Raw genomic sequence first — 18,606 nt, 5'->3', positions numbered from 1 at the left:
GTGATAGTTTAGATAATGAATGATGATTAAAACGAGGTTATGATCATGCTGTTGATTTTTTTTGGTTTACGATCCCGATTTTGGTTGTAATAAACTAACTTGTTATGATCCTCTGCCACAAGGGGTACTACAGGTTTTTCATCATCATCTCTGATGGGCAGAAGTTTCTCATTAAGCCGATCTTGTTGTAAGCAAATATTACAGCAGATTACGAAAATTTGAGTGTACTTCCGTTTTTTTTCTTTGCCTTAATTATGTTATATTTTTCAACTGGAAAACTTCGTAAATTGCGGCCTTATGGAGCAGTATCTATCTTTATTACAACATATTATCCGGAACGGCGCAGTTAAAACAGACCGCACCGGCACCGGCACTACCAGCTGTTTTGGCTACCAGATGAGATTCAACCTGCAGGAAGGCTTTCCCGTGGTTACTACTAAAAAGCTGCATCTCAAGTCAATCATATATGAATTGCTCTGGTTTTTAAAGGGAGATACCAATATAGGATGGCTGAAGGAACATGGCGTGAGCATCTGGGATGAATGGGCCAATGAAAACGGGGACCTGGGACCTGTATACGGTAAACAATGGCGCAGCTGGGAAACCCGCAGCGGCAAAGTGATAGACCAGATCACCGAAGCGGTAAATACTATCCGGAACAATCCGGACTCCCGCCGTATTATTGTGAATGCATGGAATGTGGGCGAACTGTCTGAAATGGCGCTCAGCCCCTGTCATTGCCTGTTCCAGTTTTACGTAACTCCTGCCGATCCTGCAAAGGGGGAAACACGTGGTAAGCTCAGCTGCCAGCTGTACCAGCGCAGCGCTGATGTATTCCTGGGCGTGCCTTTCAATATTGCTTCCTACGCACTGCTCACCATGATGATGGCACAGGTATGCGACCTGGAAGCGGGCGACTTTATCCATACTTTCGGAGATGTGCACCTGTACAGCAACCATATGGAACAGGCCAACCTGCAACTGACCCGGACGCCGTTTCCTTTACCGGTAATGAAGATCAACCCGGACGTCAAAGATATTTTCTCTTTTAAGTATGAAGATTTTAAACTGGAAAATTACCAGTTTCATCCGGCCATCAAAGCACCGGTAGCCATATAACTCCCGCTTATGCGTATATCCATTATCGTAGCTGCTTCCGAAAATAACGTGATCGGTATCAATAATATGCTGCCCTGGCGTTTGCCCACGGATCTTAAATATTTTAAATCCACTACCCTGGGTAAACCCATCGTAATGGGGCGTAAAACATTTGAATCACTGGGAAAACCACTGCCCGGCCGGCCTAACATTGTGATCACCCGTCAACAGGACTTTCAGCCGGAAGGCGCATATGTTGTAAGTTCCGTGGAAGAAGGCATTGAAAAGGCAAAGTCGTTCGGTGGCGATGAACTGTTTATTACCGGCGGCTCCCAGATTTTCGAGCAGGCGTGGCCGTTAGTAGAACGGATCTATCTTACCCGTGTATACGCCGTTGTGCACGGAGATGCCTTTTTCCCGCAGCTGGATGGGGCCGAGTTTGAACTGGTAAGTGATGAGCGCCATGAGGCCGATGAGAAAAATCAGTATTCCTTCGCTTTCCAGGTATGGGAGCGGGTGTAAAAAACTAATGTCAGCGCTTATTTGAAAATAACGGTGCCCATCCCGTTGGTGAGTTCTTTTTCCAGGGTGTTGAGGTGTTTCTGCATTTCAAGACAGCTTTTAGCCGCTTCGTAGTCATTGTCCTTAAAGGCCTTTTGCACTTCGGCCTGGTTCTCATAAATTAACTTTTTCACTTTTCGCAGGATCAGGTAGTTGGTAGTGGAGAGCGTATCTTTCAAATATGCATCGTCGCCATATACGGTATCTATTTCAAATTGCTCTTTCCATTTCATACTTAGATCAGCTTCCTTATCTTCCAGGATATTGGCTATCTCTTTTGAGAACTGCTGATCCTCATGATAAAGAAACCAGCGTTTATCCTGCAGGTTCCCTGCATCGTACAAGGCTTTGTACTCCCTTAAAATCCTTTTCACCAGCTCACTTTCTGCCAATGCTTCAAAATCATAGGGGAGGTGGAATATATAATCAGCTACGGTACTGTTGTCCTCTTCTTTAAAAGGCTTATCGCCAAAACGTAACAGGATTTTTACCAGTGCTTTCTCCTGTTTTTCATGCCCGTTGATCAGGGAGTCTACCGAAATACCTGTTTCAGCAGCCTCCATAGCGGCAATCGCTTCTTCGCTGAGTTCATCACCGGAAGGAGCGGGGTTGTTACGCGCATACGCCTGCTCTCTTTTTACGAGCCTGTCGCGGATAAATTTATTGACCAGCTGGATCAGCCCCTGTTCATCGATATGCAGTAACTGGCTGCATTGGCGGATATAATCCTGCTGCCGTGTGAAATCTTCTGCCTTATCAATCTTGGAAATGGTTTCGGCGATCTCATTTACCAGCTGTGATTTTTTATTACTGTCGCTGCCTGCTTCCTGCATGCTCAGCTGCAGTTTGAACAGTACAAAGTCCTGCTTGTTTTCCTTAATGAATTCGCGGAACGCTTCTGCACCGATCTTCTGCACATAACTGTCCGGGTCTTCTTTGTCCGGCAGCAATACCAGCTTCACGTTCAGCCCTTCTTCAATGGCCATGTCCAGCCCGCGGAGCGCAGCTTTCACGCCGGCGCTGTCGCCGTCATAAAGAATGGTGAGGTTGTTGGTATATTTTTTTATCAGGCGCAGCTGATCCTGTGTAAGGGAGGTGCCGCTGGAAGCCACCACATTTTCCACACCGGCCTGGTGCAGGGAAATCACATCGGTGTAGCCTTCTACAAGCAGGCACTCATTGAGCTTATCAATAGCGTGCCTTGCAAAGTAAGTACCATACAGTACCCGGCTTTTTACATAGATCTCGTTTTCGGGAGAATTGATGTATTTCGGCGCCCGGTCTGATTTTACCAGGATACGCGCACCAAAGCCAAGTATTTTGCCCGACTGGTTATGTATCGGGAAAATTACCCTGCCGCGGTAATTATCGGCAGGTTGATCGTTGCGGATGGTAACCAGCCCTGTTTTTTGCAGGTATTCCAGGTTGTATCCTTTGTTCAATGCCGATTTGGCAAAAGCGTCAAAGGTATTCAGACAGTAGCCGAGCTGGAATTTTTTAATGGTTCCTTCCGAAAATCCTCTTTCTTCAAAATAACTCAGTCCTACATTCTGGCCTTCTTCCTTATTAAACAGCGTATCTGTAAAGTATTCCCGGGCGTAATTGTTGATGATGAACAAACTGTCCGCCATCAGCTGGTGCTGCTTCAGTTCCGGGCTTACCTCTGTTTCTTCCAGTTCAATCTGGTAGCGTTGTGCCAGCCACCGGAGCGCTTCCACATAGGAATACTTCTCGTGCTCCATGATAAAGCTGATGGAATTGCCGCTGGCGCCGCAACCAAAGCATTTATAGATCTCTTTGCCGGGAGATACAGTGAAGGAGGGCGACTTCTCATTATGAAACGGGCACAGGCCAAGGTAATTGGCGCCCCTTTTTTTCAATTTAACGAAGGAGCCCACAATTTCCACAATATCAATGCGGCTGAGGATCTGTTGTATGGAGTTTTGTGATATCATCCAACTGCAAACATACGGCAAAAATAGGATTTGAAAAGAAGATGGGCAGTATGCCCGCAGGATGAGCGTTCCCCACAACTTTTCCTTATATTTGGTAGATTATAAACTAGCCAAATCAATCTTATTTATCAGATGAAAGAAGTATTTATAGTAGCTGTGGCCCGTACCCCTATAGGTTCGTTCAATGGCGCACTGGCCGGAGTTCCGGCTACCCAGCTCGGAGCTCACGTTATCAAGGCTGCCCTGGAAAGAGCAGGAGTGGCCCCTTCAGAAGTAAATGAAGTATATATGGGCAATGTGCTCAGCGCCAACCTTGGGCAGGCGCCTGCCAACCAGGCAAGTCTTGCTGCCGGCCTGCCCAATACCATCCCCTGTACTACCGTTAACAAGGTATGCGCTTCCGGTATGAAAGCCATTATGCTGGGCGCGCAAAGTATCCTGCTGGGAGATAATGACATAGTAGTAGCCGGCGGTATGGAAAACATGAGCGCCACGCCTTACTATCTTGATAAAGCACGCACCGGTTATAAACTCGGTCATGGCGCCGTAACCGATGGCATTATCCGCGATGGGCTCTGGGATCCTTACAAGGATTTTCACATGGGCAATGCGGCGGAACTTTGTGCTACTGAATATAAGATCACCCGTGAAGACCAGGACGCATACGCCATTGAAAGTTACAAACGTGCAGCAGCAGCCTGGGAGAAAGGATACTTTAAGGATGAAGTGGTACCGGTGCAGGTACCTGGCAAACAGGTGGTAACAGTATCTGAAGATGAAGACTACAAAAAAGTCATCTTCGAAAAAGTGCCTTCCCTGAAGCCTAGTTTTCAGAAAGACGGGACTATCACTGCGGCCAATGCCTCCAACATCAATGATGGCGCGGCTGCCGTGGTGCTGGTAAGCGGCGAAAAACTGAAAGCGCTGGGATTAAAACCGCTGGCAAAGATCATCAGCTTTGCCGATGCTTCACAGGCGCCGGAATGGTTTACCACCACACCGGTAAAAGCCATCAACAATGCGCTGGCCAAAGCCGGTTTGAAGATCAGTGATATGGATGTTGCAGAAGTAAATGAAGCTTTTTCCTGCGTGCCTATTGCCAATGCGAAAGACCTGGGGCTGTCGCTCGACAAGGTAAACGTATGGGGTGGGGCTGTGGCAATAGGGCATCCTATTGGTTGCAGCGGCGCGCGTATAGTGATAACGCTGAATGCGATCCTGCATCAGCAGCAGGCGCGGTACGGCGTTGCAGGCATCTGTAACGGAGGTGGTGGCGCCAGTGCTATGATCATAGAAAGAGTATAATCTTTTTACAGGGGCTGGCTAAAATACCGGGTGGGTGATGGAAAAGTTGTTTACCTGATTCTCCCGGCCTTTAGTCAGCCCCGCTTATTCGGAAAGCACGATCACCGTATCTATATTGTTCGCCTGTATCCTTACACTGTCTTTCCCCCTTTTGGCCATCTTCAGCGAACGCAGGACTGCCTGTGGTTTTACCACATCCTGCCTCACTTTCTCAAAAAACAGGTATTTGTCTTCCACCAGGCTGTAAACCGGGTAGCCGGATAATATGCCAGTACTTTTTGTTTGCAGGGCATAATCATCATCGATGTGGTAGCGTTTAAACTCGCTGTCAGACAGCAGGGTGATCGCCGCCACCAGGGCGATGATGCGAAGTGGAGGCAGTAGCAGGCCAAACAGCAGTATAAACGGAAACCCAAAGAAAAGCAGCAGGTAGGCATACCTGGCGTCGTTGCCTGGTTTAGAGAGGCCGTAAAGCAGCATCCCCGAGCCGGCGTAGAGGGTAAAGAACACCCGTTCGGTTTGTGTGCCCTTGAAGCCGTAGCTGTTGAGCATCAGTAACAGGCATAACAGCGCAAAACAACCGAAAACCAGGTGAATGTACCAGAGGAGCGCCTGCAGTTCAGGCAGTTTTGCCTTTTTGATCTTACAGGAAAGGGCGGCTAAAAAGCACAAGGTCAGGATAGTAATGGTAATCATAGCAGTTGGCAGGGTGTCAATAAAGACTAAAATATAAATATATTAATTTATTTTAATTAATAGTATGCAGGCCCTTGTCAGCGGTATAATAATTATTAATCGGTTGTTTGCTTTGCTTTTTCGTTAACAAACAATATTTTTGCCCTGCCTTTCAATAAGGCATTTAACTTTCAATTAAGAATAGCATGCGTCAGATAGCTTTCAGACAAGCCTTAAGAGAAGCCCTGCAGGAGGAATTTCGCCGTGATGAACGGGTATTCCTTATGGGGGAGGAAGTAGCCGAATACAATGGTGCTTATAAAGTGAGCCAGGGAATGCTGGATGAGTTTGGCCCAAAACGCGTTATAGACACGCCGATTGCTGAACTTGGATTTGCTGCTATCGGAGTAGGTGCTGCACAGAACGGCCTGCGTCCGGTGGTTGAATTTATGACCTGGAACTTCGCTGTACTGGCGCTGGACCAGATCCTCAACACTGCTTCAAAAATGCTGGCAATGAGTGGCGGCCAGGTGGGTTGCCCTATTGTTTTCCGCGGGCCAAACGGTTCTGCCGGACAGCTGGGTGCACAACACTCTACTGCATTCGAAAGCTACTACGCCAATATCCCGGGCCTGAAGGTGATATCCGTTTCTAACCCGTATGATGCAAAAGGTTTGCTTAAAGCGGCTATCCGCGATGAAGACCCGGTTGTATTCATGGAGAGCGAATTGATGTACGGCGATATGGGAGAAGTACCGGAAGAAGAATACATTATCCCAATCGGTAAGGCAGATATCAAACGTGCTGGTAAAGATGTAACCATCGTATCTTTCAACAAAATGATGAAAGTAGCGCTGGGTGCGGCTGAGGAACTGGCAAAAGAAGGTATTGAAGCGGAAGTGATCGATCTGCGTACTATCCGTCCGCTGGATTGGTTCACCATCCTGGAGTCTGTGAAGAAAACAAACCGCCTGGTAATTGTTGAAGAACAGTGGCCATTCGCAAGTATTTCTTCCGAAATCACATACCGTATCCAGAAAGAAGGTTTCGACTACCTGGATGCGCCTATCCGCCGTATCACTGCACAGGACGCTCCTATGCACTACGCGCCAAACCTGGTAAAATTATACCTGCCGGATATTGAGCGTACTGTGAAACTGGTGAAGGAAGTAATGTACATGAAGAAATAGCAGCTGCTAAAAGTATAAAAAGGAACGGAGCGAAGATTTTCTTCGCTCCGTTCCTTTTTTATCTCTTTAAATAATTATCAGGAAAACAGGTCACTGGAAAGGTACCGGTCGCCGCGGTCACAGATGATACTAACAATAACGCCACTACGTAATTCCTTTGATAACCGTGCTGCCGCTGCTACAGCGCCCCCGCTGCTCATACCGCAAAATACCGCTTCTTCCTTTGCCAGCCTTTTCGTCATAGCTCTTGCTTCCTCTTCTGAGATATCCATGATACGGTCTACCCTGGGTCTTTCGAATATTTTTGGAAGATAAGCCTCCGGCCATTTACGGATGCCGGGAATTTTTGAGCCTTCTGTAGGCTGGCATCCCACGATCTGCACATCAGGATTCTGTTCCTTTAAAAAGCGGGATACGCCCATAATGGTACCAGTGGTTCCCATGGCGCTTACAAAGTGGGTCACTTCGCCATTGGTATCTTTCCATATTTCCGGCCCGGTGGTTTTATAATGCATACCGTAGTTGTCGGGATTGGCAAACTGGTTCAGCATGTAATAGCCGCCTTTGGCTACCTGGGCATTGGCGTAGTCAATAGAGCCTTCCATCGACAGCTCCTTTGGCGTGAGCGTTACTTTGGCGCCATATACTTCCATGGTAAGCACCCTTTCCCTGGTGGCATCTGCCGGCATTACCAGTTCTATTTCAAGGCCGAAAATACTGGCGATCATGGCCAGTGCTATGCCGGTGTTACCGCTGGTAGCTTCTATCAGTTTCATCCCGGGTTTAATATCGCCCCTGTCCAGCGCGCCTTTGATCATGCCATAGGCCGCCCTGTCCTTCACACTGCCGGCGGGATTGTTGCCCTCCAGCTTCGCAAAAATCTTAACAGCCGGGTTGGCGGATATCTTCTTTAATTCTACCATCGGCGTATTGCCGATCAGATCTATGATGGAAGCCATTGTACTAGTCCTGGTTTGTATCTGAAAATTTATGTTCTGCTTTGTAATAGATCCGGGAGAAAGGCTCCACACTTTTAATCAGCCACACGTTCCCGCCTATTACGCTATGATGGCCTATCACCGTATCCCCGCCAAGAATTGTGGCGCCGGCGTAAATCACTACATGTTCCTCTATAGTAGGATGGCGCTTGCTGCGCGCCATGCTTTTTTCTATGCTCAGCGCACCCAGTGTTACGCCCTGGTACAGTTTTACATGCGGCCCTATCACGGTGGTTTCACCGATCACAATACCGGTACCATGGTCTATGCAACACCACGGTGCAATAACAGCGCCCGGGTGAATATCCACTCCCGTACGGGAATGTGCCAGTTCGGTGATCATTCTTGGCAATACGGGGATCTTCAGCTGGTACAGGGCATGCGCAATGCGGTAAAAGGCAATGGCATAAAACCCCGGGTAGGCGCGGATTACCTCGTATAAACAGGATGCCGCCGGATCGCCCTGGTATATAGCCGAGGCATCTTTTGTCAGCTCATCATATATCACCGGCACTTTATTCATAAAATCCCGGCTCAGGCCTGCAGCATCTGCAGGCAGCTGGTTTTCCATTGATTGCAGTAATTGCTGCAGCTGCGCTTCCAGCTCATGGCCAAAGCGCTCCAGCGCCAAGGGGTCGGCAATCACCTGACCGGTATGTTCGGGGAATAACCAGTTCAGCAGGTGGCTTACAAATTCATCTACTGCACCTGTGGCAGGATAAGCGTTTGCCGCTGCCAGCTGGTGCCGCCGCTTCAACTCTTCCAGAAAATCATTCATATGCGGATCGAATTACAGGTATGGCACTTTAATAGTTACTGAAATTACGCATTAATCCTGTAAAGGTAGTAGACTGTTTACTAATATTCAAGCCTTCTTATCTGCCCATATATAGGCGCCTTCCATGAGTATATCGAATACAGGATCTTTGATATCATAATAAGCATCTGCATTGTTTGGAAAATACTTTGCCAGCTGCTGTTTCACCACTCCATATGCCTGCGCGGCATGTGGATGCGTGCGCAGGTAATCGCGGCACAGCAAAGGATAACGCTGGTTAAATTTTCCTGCTACCCGTATATGAAGGTTCACTCGTCTGTTTTTCTTAAAGTAGAAATGTTTTTCCAGTTCATCCTCAGCCAGGTCATCCCTGCCAGGGGGGCGGTGATCTTTCAAATGTAATTTACGCTCATATCCCAGCAGCTCCAGTGCAGGCTGCAGGGGCGCATCCAGTGAGGCCACTGTTAACTGTACATCAATCACGTCTTTTGCAGCTAATCCCGGAACGCTTGTAGAACCAATGTGGTCAATGGCCAGTGCATATACTCCTGCCGCTTCTTCCAGCTCCCTGGCTATTTCCCGGAACTCTTCCGGCCAGCGTGGGCTGTATGGTAATATTTCAATTGTTTCCGACATGTTAAATGATCCCTGATATAATGCAATTTTAAGGGATTAATCTTTATTTTTGCCCGTTGTATAAAAGGCGGGTATCGCCGGTCGTACAAAATAAAACTGATTATGGCTAACATTTTAATAATAGACGACGAAAAAAGTATCCGTAAAACACTCACGGAAATTTTAACCTATGAAGGTTACAAGATAGATGAGGCTGCGGATGGAATGGAAGGATTTAAAATGTTCCAGGCAAAGTCATATGATGCCGTTCTTTGCGACATCAAAATGCCTAAAATGGACGGACTGGAATTCCTTGAGAAAGCCCGCGAGGTGAACGGGGACATTCCTATTATCATGGTGTCCGGCCACGGTAATATCGACACGGCGGTAGAAGCGGTGAAAAAAGGCGCTTATGATTATATCTCCAAGCCGCCGGATCTGAACCGCTTGCTCATTACCCTGCGTAATGCGATGGATAAGTCTACCCTGGTAACCGAAACCAAAACCCTGCGCCGCAAGGTGAACAAGGTGCCGGAAATGATAGGACAATCAGCCCCGATCCTCAAGATCAGGGAAACAATAGAAAAAGTAGCTCCCACCGATGCAAGAGTGCTGGTTACTGGTGAAAACGGGGTAGGTAAAGAACTGGTGGCCAGGTGGCTGCATGAGCGCAGTAACCGCGCTGGCGGACCTATGGTGGAAGTGAACTGCGCTGCCATTCCCGGTGAGCTCATTGAAAGTGAACTGTTCGGCCATGAGAAAGGCTCTTTTACATCTGCCGTAAAACAAAGGATCGGAAAATTTGAGCAGGCCAGCGGTGGCACCCTTTTCCTGGATGAAATCGGCGATATGAGCCTCAGCGCCCAGGCAAAAGTGCTGCGCGCCTTACAGGAAGGAAAGATCACCCGCGTGGGCGGCGATAAAGAAATCAGCGTGGATGTAAGGGTAGTAGCCGCTACCAATAAAGACCTGCTCCAGGAAGTAGAAAACAAGAATTTCCGCCTGGATCTCTATCACCGTTTGAGCGTGATCCTGATCCACGTGCCTTCCCTGAACGATCGCCGGGATGATATACCTTTGCTGGTAGATAGCTTCCTGGACAGCGTTTGCAGTGAATATGGCATTTCCCGCAAAGTGGCAGATAAAGAGGCAATGAAGGCTTTACAGAGCCATAACTGGACCGGTAATATCCGTGAGCTGAGGAACGTGGTGGAAAGACTGGTGATCCTTTCCGGTAAAACCATTACCGCGGAAGATGTGGATGATTTCGTGGTGCCTGCCCGCGACAAAAGGAAAGTAAGCTCTTAACCGGCTAACAATATGCAAAAACACCTGTATCTGATCAGTGGACTGGGTGCGGATGAGCGCATTTTCAACAACCTGCGTTTTCCCGCCGGTTACCAGGTGCATCACCTGCATTGGATCGCTCCATTGCCGGATGAGCCCATCAGCCGTTATGCGGCCCGCATGGCCCGCAATATTACGGCTGATGGGACGGTTACACTGATAGGTGTTTCCTTTGGCGGTATAATGAGCCTGGAAATAGCCCGGCACATTCCCGTGGAAAAGAACATCCTTCTTTCCAGCATTAAACGGAGCTCGGAAAAACCTCCCTACTATAACTGGGTAAAAAAGCTCAGGTTACACAAATTACCTGACAGCCTGCTGTACCAGCGGCGAAATATCATTGTCAGGAAATTCCTCAATATCGAAACACCGGAAGAGCGTATGCTGGTAAATGAATACCTGGCAAAACGCGACTATGCCTACACACGCTGGGCGGTAAATGCCATCCTGCACTGGGAAAACGAAGAGGTGCCGGAAGGTTTGGTACATATCCACGGCGCCCTTGATATGCCTTTCCCCGTTAAGTATCTGCAACCTACACATGTGATCCCCGATGGCGGCCATTTTATGGTACTGAACCGTTCAGCAGCCATCAACCGTATCCTGGAAGAAGTGCTCTGAACAGGATCAGCCCAACACAAGTAATTCTTCCAGGTTTTTAATGATGTTTACTTTCTCCGGAAGCGGAGTAGTAAGCTGCTATGTCTGCGGGCCTGATAAAAGGATCTTAACTTCCAAAGCGGAAGAAGTCGTAATAGGCAATTCATCAATAGGTACACCATATACTTAAAAATTATAATAAACAATCTTTTAATCTATTTTTAAGAAAACTTTTGTAGCCTTATAGCAACAGGCTGACAACAGAATATTATATTTGCCTTTTTAAGCATCTAATAAGCGTAACTGAATGAACCTGGCATTTTGGAAAAAAAACAAAGACAGTCAGCCTAAGAAAAAGAAATCTGCGGTTAGAGAATGGTTAGACGCTGCGATCTTCGCTATTATTGCAGCCACGCTTATCCGCACCTTTATTTTTGAGGCCTATACGATCCCGACACCTTCAATGGAAAAGACCTTACTTGTGAACGACTTCCTGTTTGTGAGCAAGATCAGTTACGGACCACGTATCCCAATGACTCCGCTGGCAGTACCTTTTGTACATCATACCCTGCCTTTCACCAAATCTGCCAAAGCCTATTCTGAGGCGGTAAAGTGGAAATACAGGCGCCTGCCGGGTTTTTCAGAGATCAAGCGGTATGATGTAGTAGTATTTAACTTCCCTGAAGGAGATACCGTAGCCATTGATTCACCGGATCCCAGCTATTATGGCATGGTACGGCAGTTTGGCTGGCAGTCGGTTCAAAACTCTTACAAGATCATTCAACGCCCTGTAGATAAAAGGGAAAACTATATTAAACGTTGCATGGCCGAAGCCGGCGATACCATCCGGATCGTTAAAGGCGCAGTATACGTGAACGGCCAGGCAGCGCCGGTTCCCCCGGGCAGCCAGCACAAATACGTGGTGGAAACCACCGGCGATCAGCTGAACAGCAGCCGTTTGGAAGACCTGGGCATCGCTACTTCCGGCCCTGATTTCTACCAGCTGGATGCCAATAAATATATTTACAACCTCACCCCCGCCAATGTAACCGCATTGGAACAGTTCAAGCCGATCGTAAAAGATATTAAAATATACCAGGAGTCTGATTTTACGGACTTCAACTACAATAATGTTTTCCCGCACGACACCGCACATTTCAAATGGACAGAAGAAAACTTCGGCCCGTTATATATTCCGAAGAAAGGCGTTACCGTTAAGCTGGATGAAAGCAATATTGCCCTGTACGATCGCGTGATCCGGGTGTATGAAGGAAATACCCTGGAGAGAAAAGACGGTAAGTTTATCATTAATGGTCAGCCTGCAGACAGCTACACTTTTAAAATGAACTATTATTGGATGATGGGGGATAACCGTAACAATTCCCTTGACTCCCGTTTCTGGGGCTTTGTGCCGGAAGACCATGTGGTGGGTAAAGCCTGGCTGATCTGGATGAGCTACGGAGAAGGCGGTATCCGCTGGAGCCGTATCTTCAGAAATATTAAGTAAGTACGGCAGGAAATATAATTTGAAGTAAATTACGGACCGGCAATATGCCGGTCCGTCGTTGTCTTACCCCGGCAACGGGCGTACGAAAATCCTTCAACTGTTGTTATGGAAAAACAATTGCTGCATATTGAATACGAAGTATACAATGATCTTAGCGGTCTTTCAGACGCAGATGCCTGGCTCCTGAAGGAAGCAAGAGAGGTAACGGCCAATGCTTACGCACCTTATTCCCGTTTCCAGGTGGGCGCAGTGATCCGGCTGGCCAACGGCGAAATCATTGCCGGCTCCAACCAGGAAAACGCTTCTTATCCTATAGGGCTGTGCGCAGAGCGGGTAGCCCTTGCATCCGCGGCTTCTATGTACCCTAATATCGATATTGATACCATTGCAGTCAGTTGCAATAACCTCAACGGTGAAAGTACACATCCCATATCTCCCTGTGGCATATGCAGGCAAACCCTGTCGGAGTACGAACGGAAACAGGACAGCCCTATCCGGGTGATCATGGGAGGATTAAGCGGCAGGATATACGTGATCAGCCGGGCCAACGACCTGTTGCCGCTGTCCTTTAGTGGCGATGAACTGGGACTGTAATTATTACATGTTAATAAGTTTTAATTTAAATAATATTATTTATATATTTGTCCGGCGCCCTTTGGGTGCTGCGACCTATGAAACCCTGTCAGCTGTCAGTTAGTATATGTTGTATAGTATTGCTTACTGCTGTGTATAGTGAACCGGCGGCCTGTTACTTTGATAAAAAGGAAGCAATAGTTGTTAACTATCGTACAGGCCTATACGTTGTTAAGGATACCTTGAAAACAGTGAACCGTTATCAGCATCTGGCACACGACTTGTATGAAAAAAAACTTTTTAAACGGGCAATAGTGCAATGGAAAAAAGTTTTACACTTGCAACCTACCAACGCTTTTGCTATGTTTATGCTCGGAAAATCGTATATGGGTGCGGGTGAGCAGGAGAAGGGGGAACGCCTTTGCGATGAAGCTATCATGATTGGAGAACAACAGGATAAAAATATTTGCCACAGTGTAGAGGGATTTTAAACGGCGCATAAAGGATAGGCAAGCTCCTTTTTCGCTGCGCTGCTTACTGTGGTATTTTCTTCGGCAACTTCGGCCACGGCGGCTGTAAGTTGCTAACGCTGCAACCCGTAAGGGCTGCAGCGTTTTAATGGAAAAGAAAAGGAAGGCATTGCGCCTTCCTTTTTCTTTTTATCAGTTGAATAATGATTACATTCTTTCCGGTACTCTTATGCCCAGTAATTTCATGCCCTGGGCAATGGTATGCGCTGTGAGCATAATAATTTGTAAACGCAGTTTCTTCTTTTCTTCTGAAGTGGCCCTCATTACAGAATAGGTATATACGCCATCAACTTTTTCTGCATAGAACGAATTAAATACCTGCGCCAGCTGGAAGATGTAGTTAGCAATAACAGAAGGACTGAATTCACGGTAAGCTTCTGCCAGCACTCCCGGGAACTGCTCATTCAGGATGATCAGTTCTTTTTCCAGTGGTAATAAATCTCCCTCATGTTTGTATGCCGCTAAGTTTTCCACAACGCCCGCATCCTTTATAATTGATTTAATACGTGCATGCGCGTATTGGATAAATGTAGCCGTAAATCCATGCAGATTGATGGATTCTTCAGGGTTGAAGATCATTTTCTTTTTAGGATCCACCCGCAGCAGGAAAAATTTCAGACCACCAAGACCAACTGTTTCATATAATTCACGCAGCTCTTCTTCAGAGAAAGTTTCCAGGTTTTTGCCCTGTTCTTTGGTTTGATTTTCAGCTGTAGTGATCATTTCCGTGATCATATCATCTGCATCTACCACGGTACCTTCCCGGCTTTTCATCCGGCCATGCGGTAATTCCACCATGCCATAGCTGAGGTGGTGAATGCCTTTGGCAGAAGGTTCTCCCAGCTTCTCCATGATCAGCTGGAGCACTTTGAAGTGATAGTTCTGTTCATCGGCCACTACATATACGCTCTGGTCCATGTGATACTGCTCATATTTCAAACGCGCGGTGCCAAGGTCCTGCGTCATATATACAGAGGTGCCATCGCCACGGAGCAGTAATTTCTGATCCAATCCGTCGGCGGTCAGATCGATCCACACCGAATTATCTTCTTTTTTAAATAACACGCCCTTCTCCAAACCTTCTGCCACCAGGTTTTTACCCAGGAGATAGGTTTCGCTCTCATAATACATCTGGTCGAAATCAATACCCAGGCGTTTGTAGGTTTCATTAAAACCTTCATATACCCAGCTATTCATGGTGGCCCACAGTTCCCTTACTTCAGGATTGCCGGCTTCCCATTGCTGCAGCATGATCTTCGCCTGCTGCATGATCTCTGTTTTATTGCGCGACATCTCTTTGATGTCGTCCATAATTTTGCCTGTTTTTTCCTTATCCTCTTTTACTTCAGGCTTGTGCAGGGCGGTAACCAGCTTCTCCAGCTTTTCGGTTTCTGCGCTGTCGAAATCACGGAAGTCATTTTCCAGTACCCGGTCAATAATAATTTCGGCCTGCTCTTTCACCACGGATTCAAACTTCACATAGTAGTCGCCCACCAGGTGATCGCCTTTAATACCGGTCGATTGCGGGGTATCGCCATGTGCAAACATTTGCCAGGCGAGCATGGACTTACAGATATGAATACCGCGGTCATTTACCAGGTTGGCTTTGATTACCTCGTAGCCATTGGCTTTCATGATCTCAGCAATGGAATATCCCAGGAAATTATTACGCAGGTGGCCGAGGTGTAAGGGTTTGTTGGTATTGGGAGATGAATATTCTACCATAATCCTTTTGCCATTGGCAGGCTGTATACCAATGTTTACATCACTGTAATGTTGCTTAAGGAATTCCGTCCAGTAAGCATCATTGATACTCAGGTTCAGGAAGCCTTTTACTACGTTGAATCGCGCAATCAGTTCCGGGTAGTGGGCAGTCAGGTATTCTCCGATACGCTGTGCAGTTTCTTCCGGTTTTTGCCGGCTGAATTTTGTAAAAGAGAAAACCACAATGGTATACTCACCTTCGAATTCAGGCTTGGTAGTGTTAATAGCAATATCCGCTACTGTTAACTGCTGATTGTAAAGTGAATTAATGGCGGCCACGGCAGCCGTTCTGATGGATTGTACAACACTCATGCTGAAAATGATTAATGCGAGGGGCAAAGATAGTTAATTAGCCGAAAGCAGCGAAGAGGCTGTATCATAAATAACTTTTATCCGATTTTACTCGGGTACCGGGTGGAGAAAATTTTCGTATTTGCGATTCTCACGCCCATTAAGTTAGTTATGATACAGCCTCTTCGCTGATCCGGAATATTTTGTTCCCGCATTAAAAAGTAAAAAACACGCCTACCTGTGCTACAGAATTTTTACTGTCTACCTGGTCGGAGTCATATACCTTGGTCAGGCCAAAATTATACCTGCCGCTTACACCGAGCCCCATATCGAACTTATAGCCAAAACCGAAGCCCAGTCCAAAATCGACCGACTGCATATTATCCTTGATATCTACAGTTACATCACCGGACTTTACTTTGGCCGCGGTGAGAAAGCCTACCTGCGGACCTGCTTCCAGGTAAAATTCCGGTACAATGGAATACTGTACCATTACGGGAACATTGATGTAATTAACCTTTACGGTATTGGACGAGGTTAACCACAATACACTTCTTTCTGCTTTGGTGCCCTGGGTAGAATATACAAGTTCCGGTTGGATGGCCCAGGTCTTGCCCAGCCCGATATTTACAAGTCCCCCTGCGTGAAAGCCTGCAAGGGCTTTGGAACCGTCGGTATCCGTTAGTTTGGAAATGTTCAAACCGCCTTTAACACCGAATTTTACATTTTGTGCTTGTACTGCCAGCATAGTTCCGATGGCTAATACGCCAGACAGAATAAGTTTTTTCATGATATGTTATTTTGTAGGCCCCAGCGGGCAAGAAGTATGCCGTTTTACAAAGAGGAATAAAACTCCACCGGTTGCGGAAAATTATAAATCCTTCATCATCCAGCTGTCACAGCCAAAATGGCCGGTGGCTCCCATGGGACCTGACAGGTACCTGAATCCAAACTGCTCATATACCTTCCTGGCCCTGGCCAGTTCTGGCGCAGTTTCCAGGTAGCATTGCGTATAGCCGTTTTGTTTAGCATAATCCAGGCACATGGTGATCAGTTTGCCTGCCAGCCCTTTGCCCCTGGCTTCGGGCAGGAGGTACATCTTCTGCAGCTCGCATATATGTGCTTCTCCGCCATCCAGCGGGTGGATGCCTGCACCGCCGATGATCCTGCCATTGGCCAGTGCCACATAGTATTCTGCGCGGGGAATATCAAACAGCTGGGAAAGGTGATCGGTGGTGGGATCTGAAAACGCGGTACCAGCTTTATTCATGCCGAATTCCGTGAGCGTGGTTTTTACGATGTGTGCAATGGCGGGATCGTCTGCCGGTACTATCGTTCTGATAAGGTATGGTTCCATAAAATGAAAATAGGGATTTTTTGATTTTTACATCAAAAAATCCCTATGATCTTTAATCAGTAAGCGGGTTAGAATATAGTGAATTCTACTCTTCTGTTTTTCTGCCTTCCTGCGGCGGTTTTATTGCTGGCAATAGGTTGTGTCATGCCATAACCTACGGCTTCAATCTTAGAGGCATTCACGCCTTTGCCCACCAGGTAAGCTTTCACGGATTCGGCTCTTTCCCTTGACAGGGCCAGGTTCCGCGTTTTGCTGCCTACGTTGTCTGTATGGCCGGCGAGCTTCAGGTTGAGGTTTTTGCGTTTTAACAGTTCTGCCACCCGGTCGAGCGCTGCGTAAGAGCTGGGCTTGATACTGGCTTTGGCGAAATCAAATTCCAGGTTCTGGATGGCTTCCCTTACAATGCGGTTATCTTCTTCTGTAATCACCACTTTCTCTTCTACTTTTGGTGGCTCTGGTACCGGCAGCGGGCAACCGGAACCGTCTACTTTGGTATTGGCAGGTGTGCCCGGGCATTTATCGAAGAAGTCGGAAACACCGTCGCCGTCGGCGTCTTTTGTCAGCTTATCCACATCGGCCGTCAACCTGGCATTGTTCTGGTTGGCAGCATCCAGGGAAGCCGCCAGTGAGGCTTTCTGGGCTTCCAGTTCGTCGTACATCACTTTGGCAGGATTAGACCACTGCAGCTGTTTTTTGCCTTTCTTTCCAAGAGCAAACTCCAGACCTGCATAGCCATAGGAGTACTTATCCTTGTTGGGGCCATAGTTGTAGCCGTCGAGGTTGTCCGCATCGGTGTAATACATGGTGTAGCCGAGGTCAAGGTTGACGAACTCCGACAATCTGAACTTAAGGCCGGCGCCCACGGGGATGATCAGTTCTTTGATGGCTTTATCATCCGCTTTATAGGCAAAACTGGTGTTGTCGTTCCTGGTTACGGTTGGCTTATAGCCTGCCAATCCACCGCCCACAGAGGCATACAGCTGTACGAAGTTCTCCCGGGATAACCAGTTGATGGTAGTGATATTAAACACCGCATTTAAGGTACCGGACCAGTTCAGCTTTGTTTCGTACGACTTATACGGCCTGTTGGGAAGGGAGCCATTACCGAGCTCCTTACTGTTGTCGGCCTGTAGTTTTCCTCCTACATAGTCTGCCCGCAGGGCCAGGAAGTGGAGGATCTGGTACTTTACATAGGCGCCGTATCCGAATGATCCTTTCCATTTAGTAAAGTCATTGCTGCCACCGGTAGCTGCTACGGGTGCCAATGCACCGCCATTTATACCGATCGACCATGTTTTGTAGTCACTGGGTCCGCTGAATAATTTGGCCGTAGGCATGGCTGCAGAAACAGAAGGTTGATCCTGAGCCTGGCTCAGCATAGGGGTGGTTGCTAGTAAAAGGCACGCAGCCCTCCATAAAATGGATTTGTTCATAAGAATAACGTTAGGTTACACAATTTGTA

The 18,606-nt window shown here is 47.4% G+C and carries 18 protein-coding genes; 9 read left to right on the top strand and 9 right to left on the bottom strand.

Features of this window, described 5'->3' with window-relative positions:
• Positions 1-297 precede the first annotated feature (297 nt).
• The gene (locus FN124_RS02610) at positions 298-1,119 is read left to right on the top strand and encodes a thymidylate synthase (RefSeq protein WP_142683231.1); all 822 of its coding nucleotides are present in this window, start codon (positions 298-300) and stop codon (positions 1,117-1,119) included.
• Between the two features lie 9 nt (positions 1,120-1,128).
• Complete coding sequence (locus tag FN124_RS02605; protein WP_142683230.1) at positions 1,129-1,620, top strand: dihydrofolate reductase; 492 nt, start codon at positions 1,129-1,131, stop codon at positions 1,618-1,620.
• Between the two features lie 17 nt (positions 1,621-1,637).
• Here FN124_RS02605 and dnaG read toward each other — a convergent pair whose 3' ends face one another.
• Positions 1,638-3,614 carry a DNA primase gene (dnaG, locus tag FN124_RS02600; RefSeq protein WP_142683229.1) on the bottom strand — a complete coding sequence of 659 codons (1,977 nt, stop codon included), beginning with the start codon at positions 3,612-3,614 and terminating at the stop codon, positions 1,638-1,640.
• A gap of 132 nt (positions 3,615-3,746) precedes the next feature.
• Here dnaG and FN124_RS02595 point away from each other — a divergent pair, with 132 nt between their 5' ends.
• Positions 3,747-4,919 carry an acetyl-CoA C-acyltransferase gene (locus FN124_RS02595; RefSeq protein ID WP_142683228.1) on the top strand — a complete coding sequence of 391 codons (1,173 nt, stop codon included), beginning with the start codon at positions 3,747-3,749 and terminating at the stop codon, positions 4,917-4,919.
• Between the two features lie 84 nt (positions 4,920-5,003).
• On the opposite strand, the gene FN124_RS02590 is transcribed toward FN124_RS02595, so the two are convergent.
• On the bottom strand, positions 5,004-5,615 hold the full coding sequence (locus FN124_RS02590) for a hypothetical protein (RefSeq protein WP_142683227.1): 612 nt from the start codon (positions 5,613-5,615) through the stop codon (positions 5,004-5,006).
• A 185-nt stretch (positions 5,616-5,800) separates the two neighbouring features.
• Here FN124_RS02590 and FN124_RS02585 point away from each other — a divergent pair, with 185 nt between their 5' ends.
• Positions 5,801-6,784 carry a pyruvate dehydrogenase complex E1 component subunit beta gene (locus FN124_RS02585; RefSeq protein WP_142683226.1) on the top strand — a complete coding sequence of 328 codons (984 nt, stop codon included), beginning with the start codon at positions 5,801-5,803 and terminating at the stop codon, positions 6,782-6,784.
• Positions 6,785-6,861: 77 nt separating this feature from the next.
• Here the strand turns inward: FN124_RS02585 and cysM are convergent, their stop codons facing one another.
• From cysM to FN124_RS02570, 3 genes are all read right to left on the bottom strand, one after another.
• Complete coding sequence (gene cysM, locus FN124_RS02580; RefSeq protein WP_142683225.1) at positions 6,862-7,743, bottom strand: cysteine synthase CysM; 882 nt, start codon at positions 7,741-7,743, stop codon at positions 6,862-6,864.
• A gap of 4 nt (positions 7,744-7,747) precedes the next feature.
• Complete coding sequence (locus FN124_RS02575) at positions 7,748-8,560, bottom strand: serine O-acetyltransferase (protein WP_142683224.1); 813 nt, start codon at positions 8,558-8,560, stop codon at positions 7,748-7,750.
• An 87-nt stretch (positions 8,561-8,647) separates the two neighbouring features.
• Positions 8,648-9,196: a GrpB family protein gene (locus FN124_RS02570; RefSeq protein WP_142683223.1), complete on the bottom strand. Its 549-nt coding sequence runs from the start codon at positions 9,194-9,196 to the stop codon at positions 8,648-8,650.
• Positions 9,197-9,298: 102 nt separating this feature from the next.
• Here FN124_RS02570 and FN124_RS02565 point away from each other — a divergent pair, with 102 nt between their 5' ends.
• From FN124_RS02565 to FN124_RS02545, 5 genes are all read left to right on the top strand, one after another.
• Positions 9,299-10,483 (top strand): sigma-54-dependent transcriptional regulator, encoded by a 1,185-nt coding sequence (locus tag FN124_RS02565; protein ID WP_142683222.1) that lies wholly within the window; start codon positions 9,299-9,301, stop codon positions 10,481-10,483.
• A gap of 12 nt (positions 10,484-10,495) precedes the next feature.
• A complete protein-coding gene (locus FN124_RS02560; protein WP_142683221.1) occupies positions 10,496-11,143 on the top strand; it encodes an alpha/beta fold hydrolase in 648 nt (215 codons plus the stop codon).
• Between the two features lie 286 nt (positions 11,144-11,429).
• Positions 11,430-12,629, top strand: coding sequence for a signal peptidase I (gene lepB, locus FN124_RS02555; RefSeq protein ID WP_142683220.1), 1,200 nt, complete (start codon positions 11,430-11,432; stop codon positions 12,627-12,629).
• Between the two features lie 105 nt (positions 12,630-12,734).
• Positions 12,735-13,223 carry a cytidine deaminase gene (gene cdd / locus FN124_RS02550; protein WP_142683219.1) on the top strand — a complete coding sequence of 163 codons (489 nt, stop codon included), beginning with the start codon at positions 12,735-12,737 and terminating at the stop codon, positions 13,221-13,223.
• A gap of 119 nt (positions 13,224-13,342) precedes the next feature.
• Positions 13,343-13,693 (top strand): tetratricopeptide repeat protein, encoded by a 351-nt coding sequence (locus FN124_RS02545; protein ID WP_142683218.1) that lies wholly within the window; start codon positions 13,343-13,345, stop codon positions 13,691-13,693.
• Positions 13,694-13,879: 186 nt separating this feature from the next.
• On the opposite strand, the gene argS is transcribed toward FN124_RS02545, so the two are convergent.
• The 4 genes from argS to FN124_RS02525 all read right to left on the bottom strand — a co-directional run bounded on the left by argS (position 13,880) and on the right by FN124_RS02525 (position 18,577).
• The gene (gene argS, locus FN124_RS02540) at positions 13,880-15,808 is read right to left on the bottom strand and encodes an arginine--tRNA ligase (RefSeq protein WP_142683217.1); all 1,929 of its coding nucleotides are present in this window, start codon (positions 15,806-15,808) and stop codon (positions 13,880-13,882) included.
• A 193-nt stretch (positions 15,809-16,001) separates the two neighbouring features.
• Positions 16,002-16,577: a porin family protein gene (locus FN124_RS02535; RefSeq protein WP_142683216.1), complete on the bottom strand. Its 576-nt coding sequence runs from the start codon at positions 16,575-16,577 to the stop codon at positions 16,002-16,004.
• Between the two features lie 81 nt (positions 16,578-16,658).
• Complete coding sequence (locus FN124_RS02530; protein WP_142683215.1) at positions 16,659-17,144, bottom strand: GNAT family N-acetyltransferase; 486 nt, start codon at positions 17,142-17,144, stop codon at positions 16,659-16,661.
• A 68-nt stretch (positions 17,145-17,212) separates the two neighbouring features.
• Complete coding sequence (locus tag FN124_RS02525; RefSeq protein ID WP_142683214.1) at positions 17,213-18,577, bottom strand: OmpA family protein; 1,365 nt, start codon at positions 18,575-18,577, stop codon at positions 17,213-17,215.
• Positions 18,578-18,606 lie beyond the last annotated feature (29 nt).

The sequence above is a fragment of the Chitinophaga polysaccharea genome, assembly GCF_902150045.1.
Classification (GTDB): domain Bacteria; phylum Bacteroidota; class Bacteroidia; order Chitinophagales; family Chitinophagaceae; genus Chitinophaga; species Chitinophaga polysaccharea_A.
The sequence above is the reverse complement of the archived record's forward strand: the minus strand, read 5'-3'. Positions and strand labels throughout refer to the sequence as shown.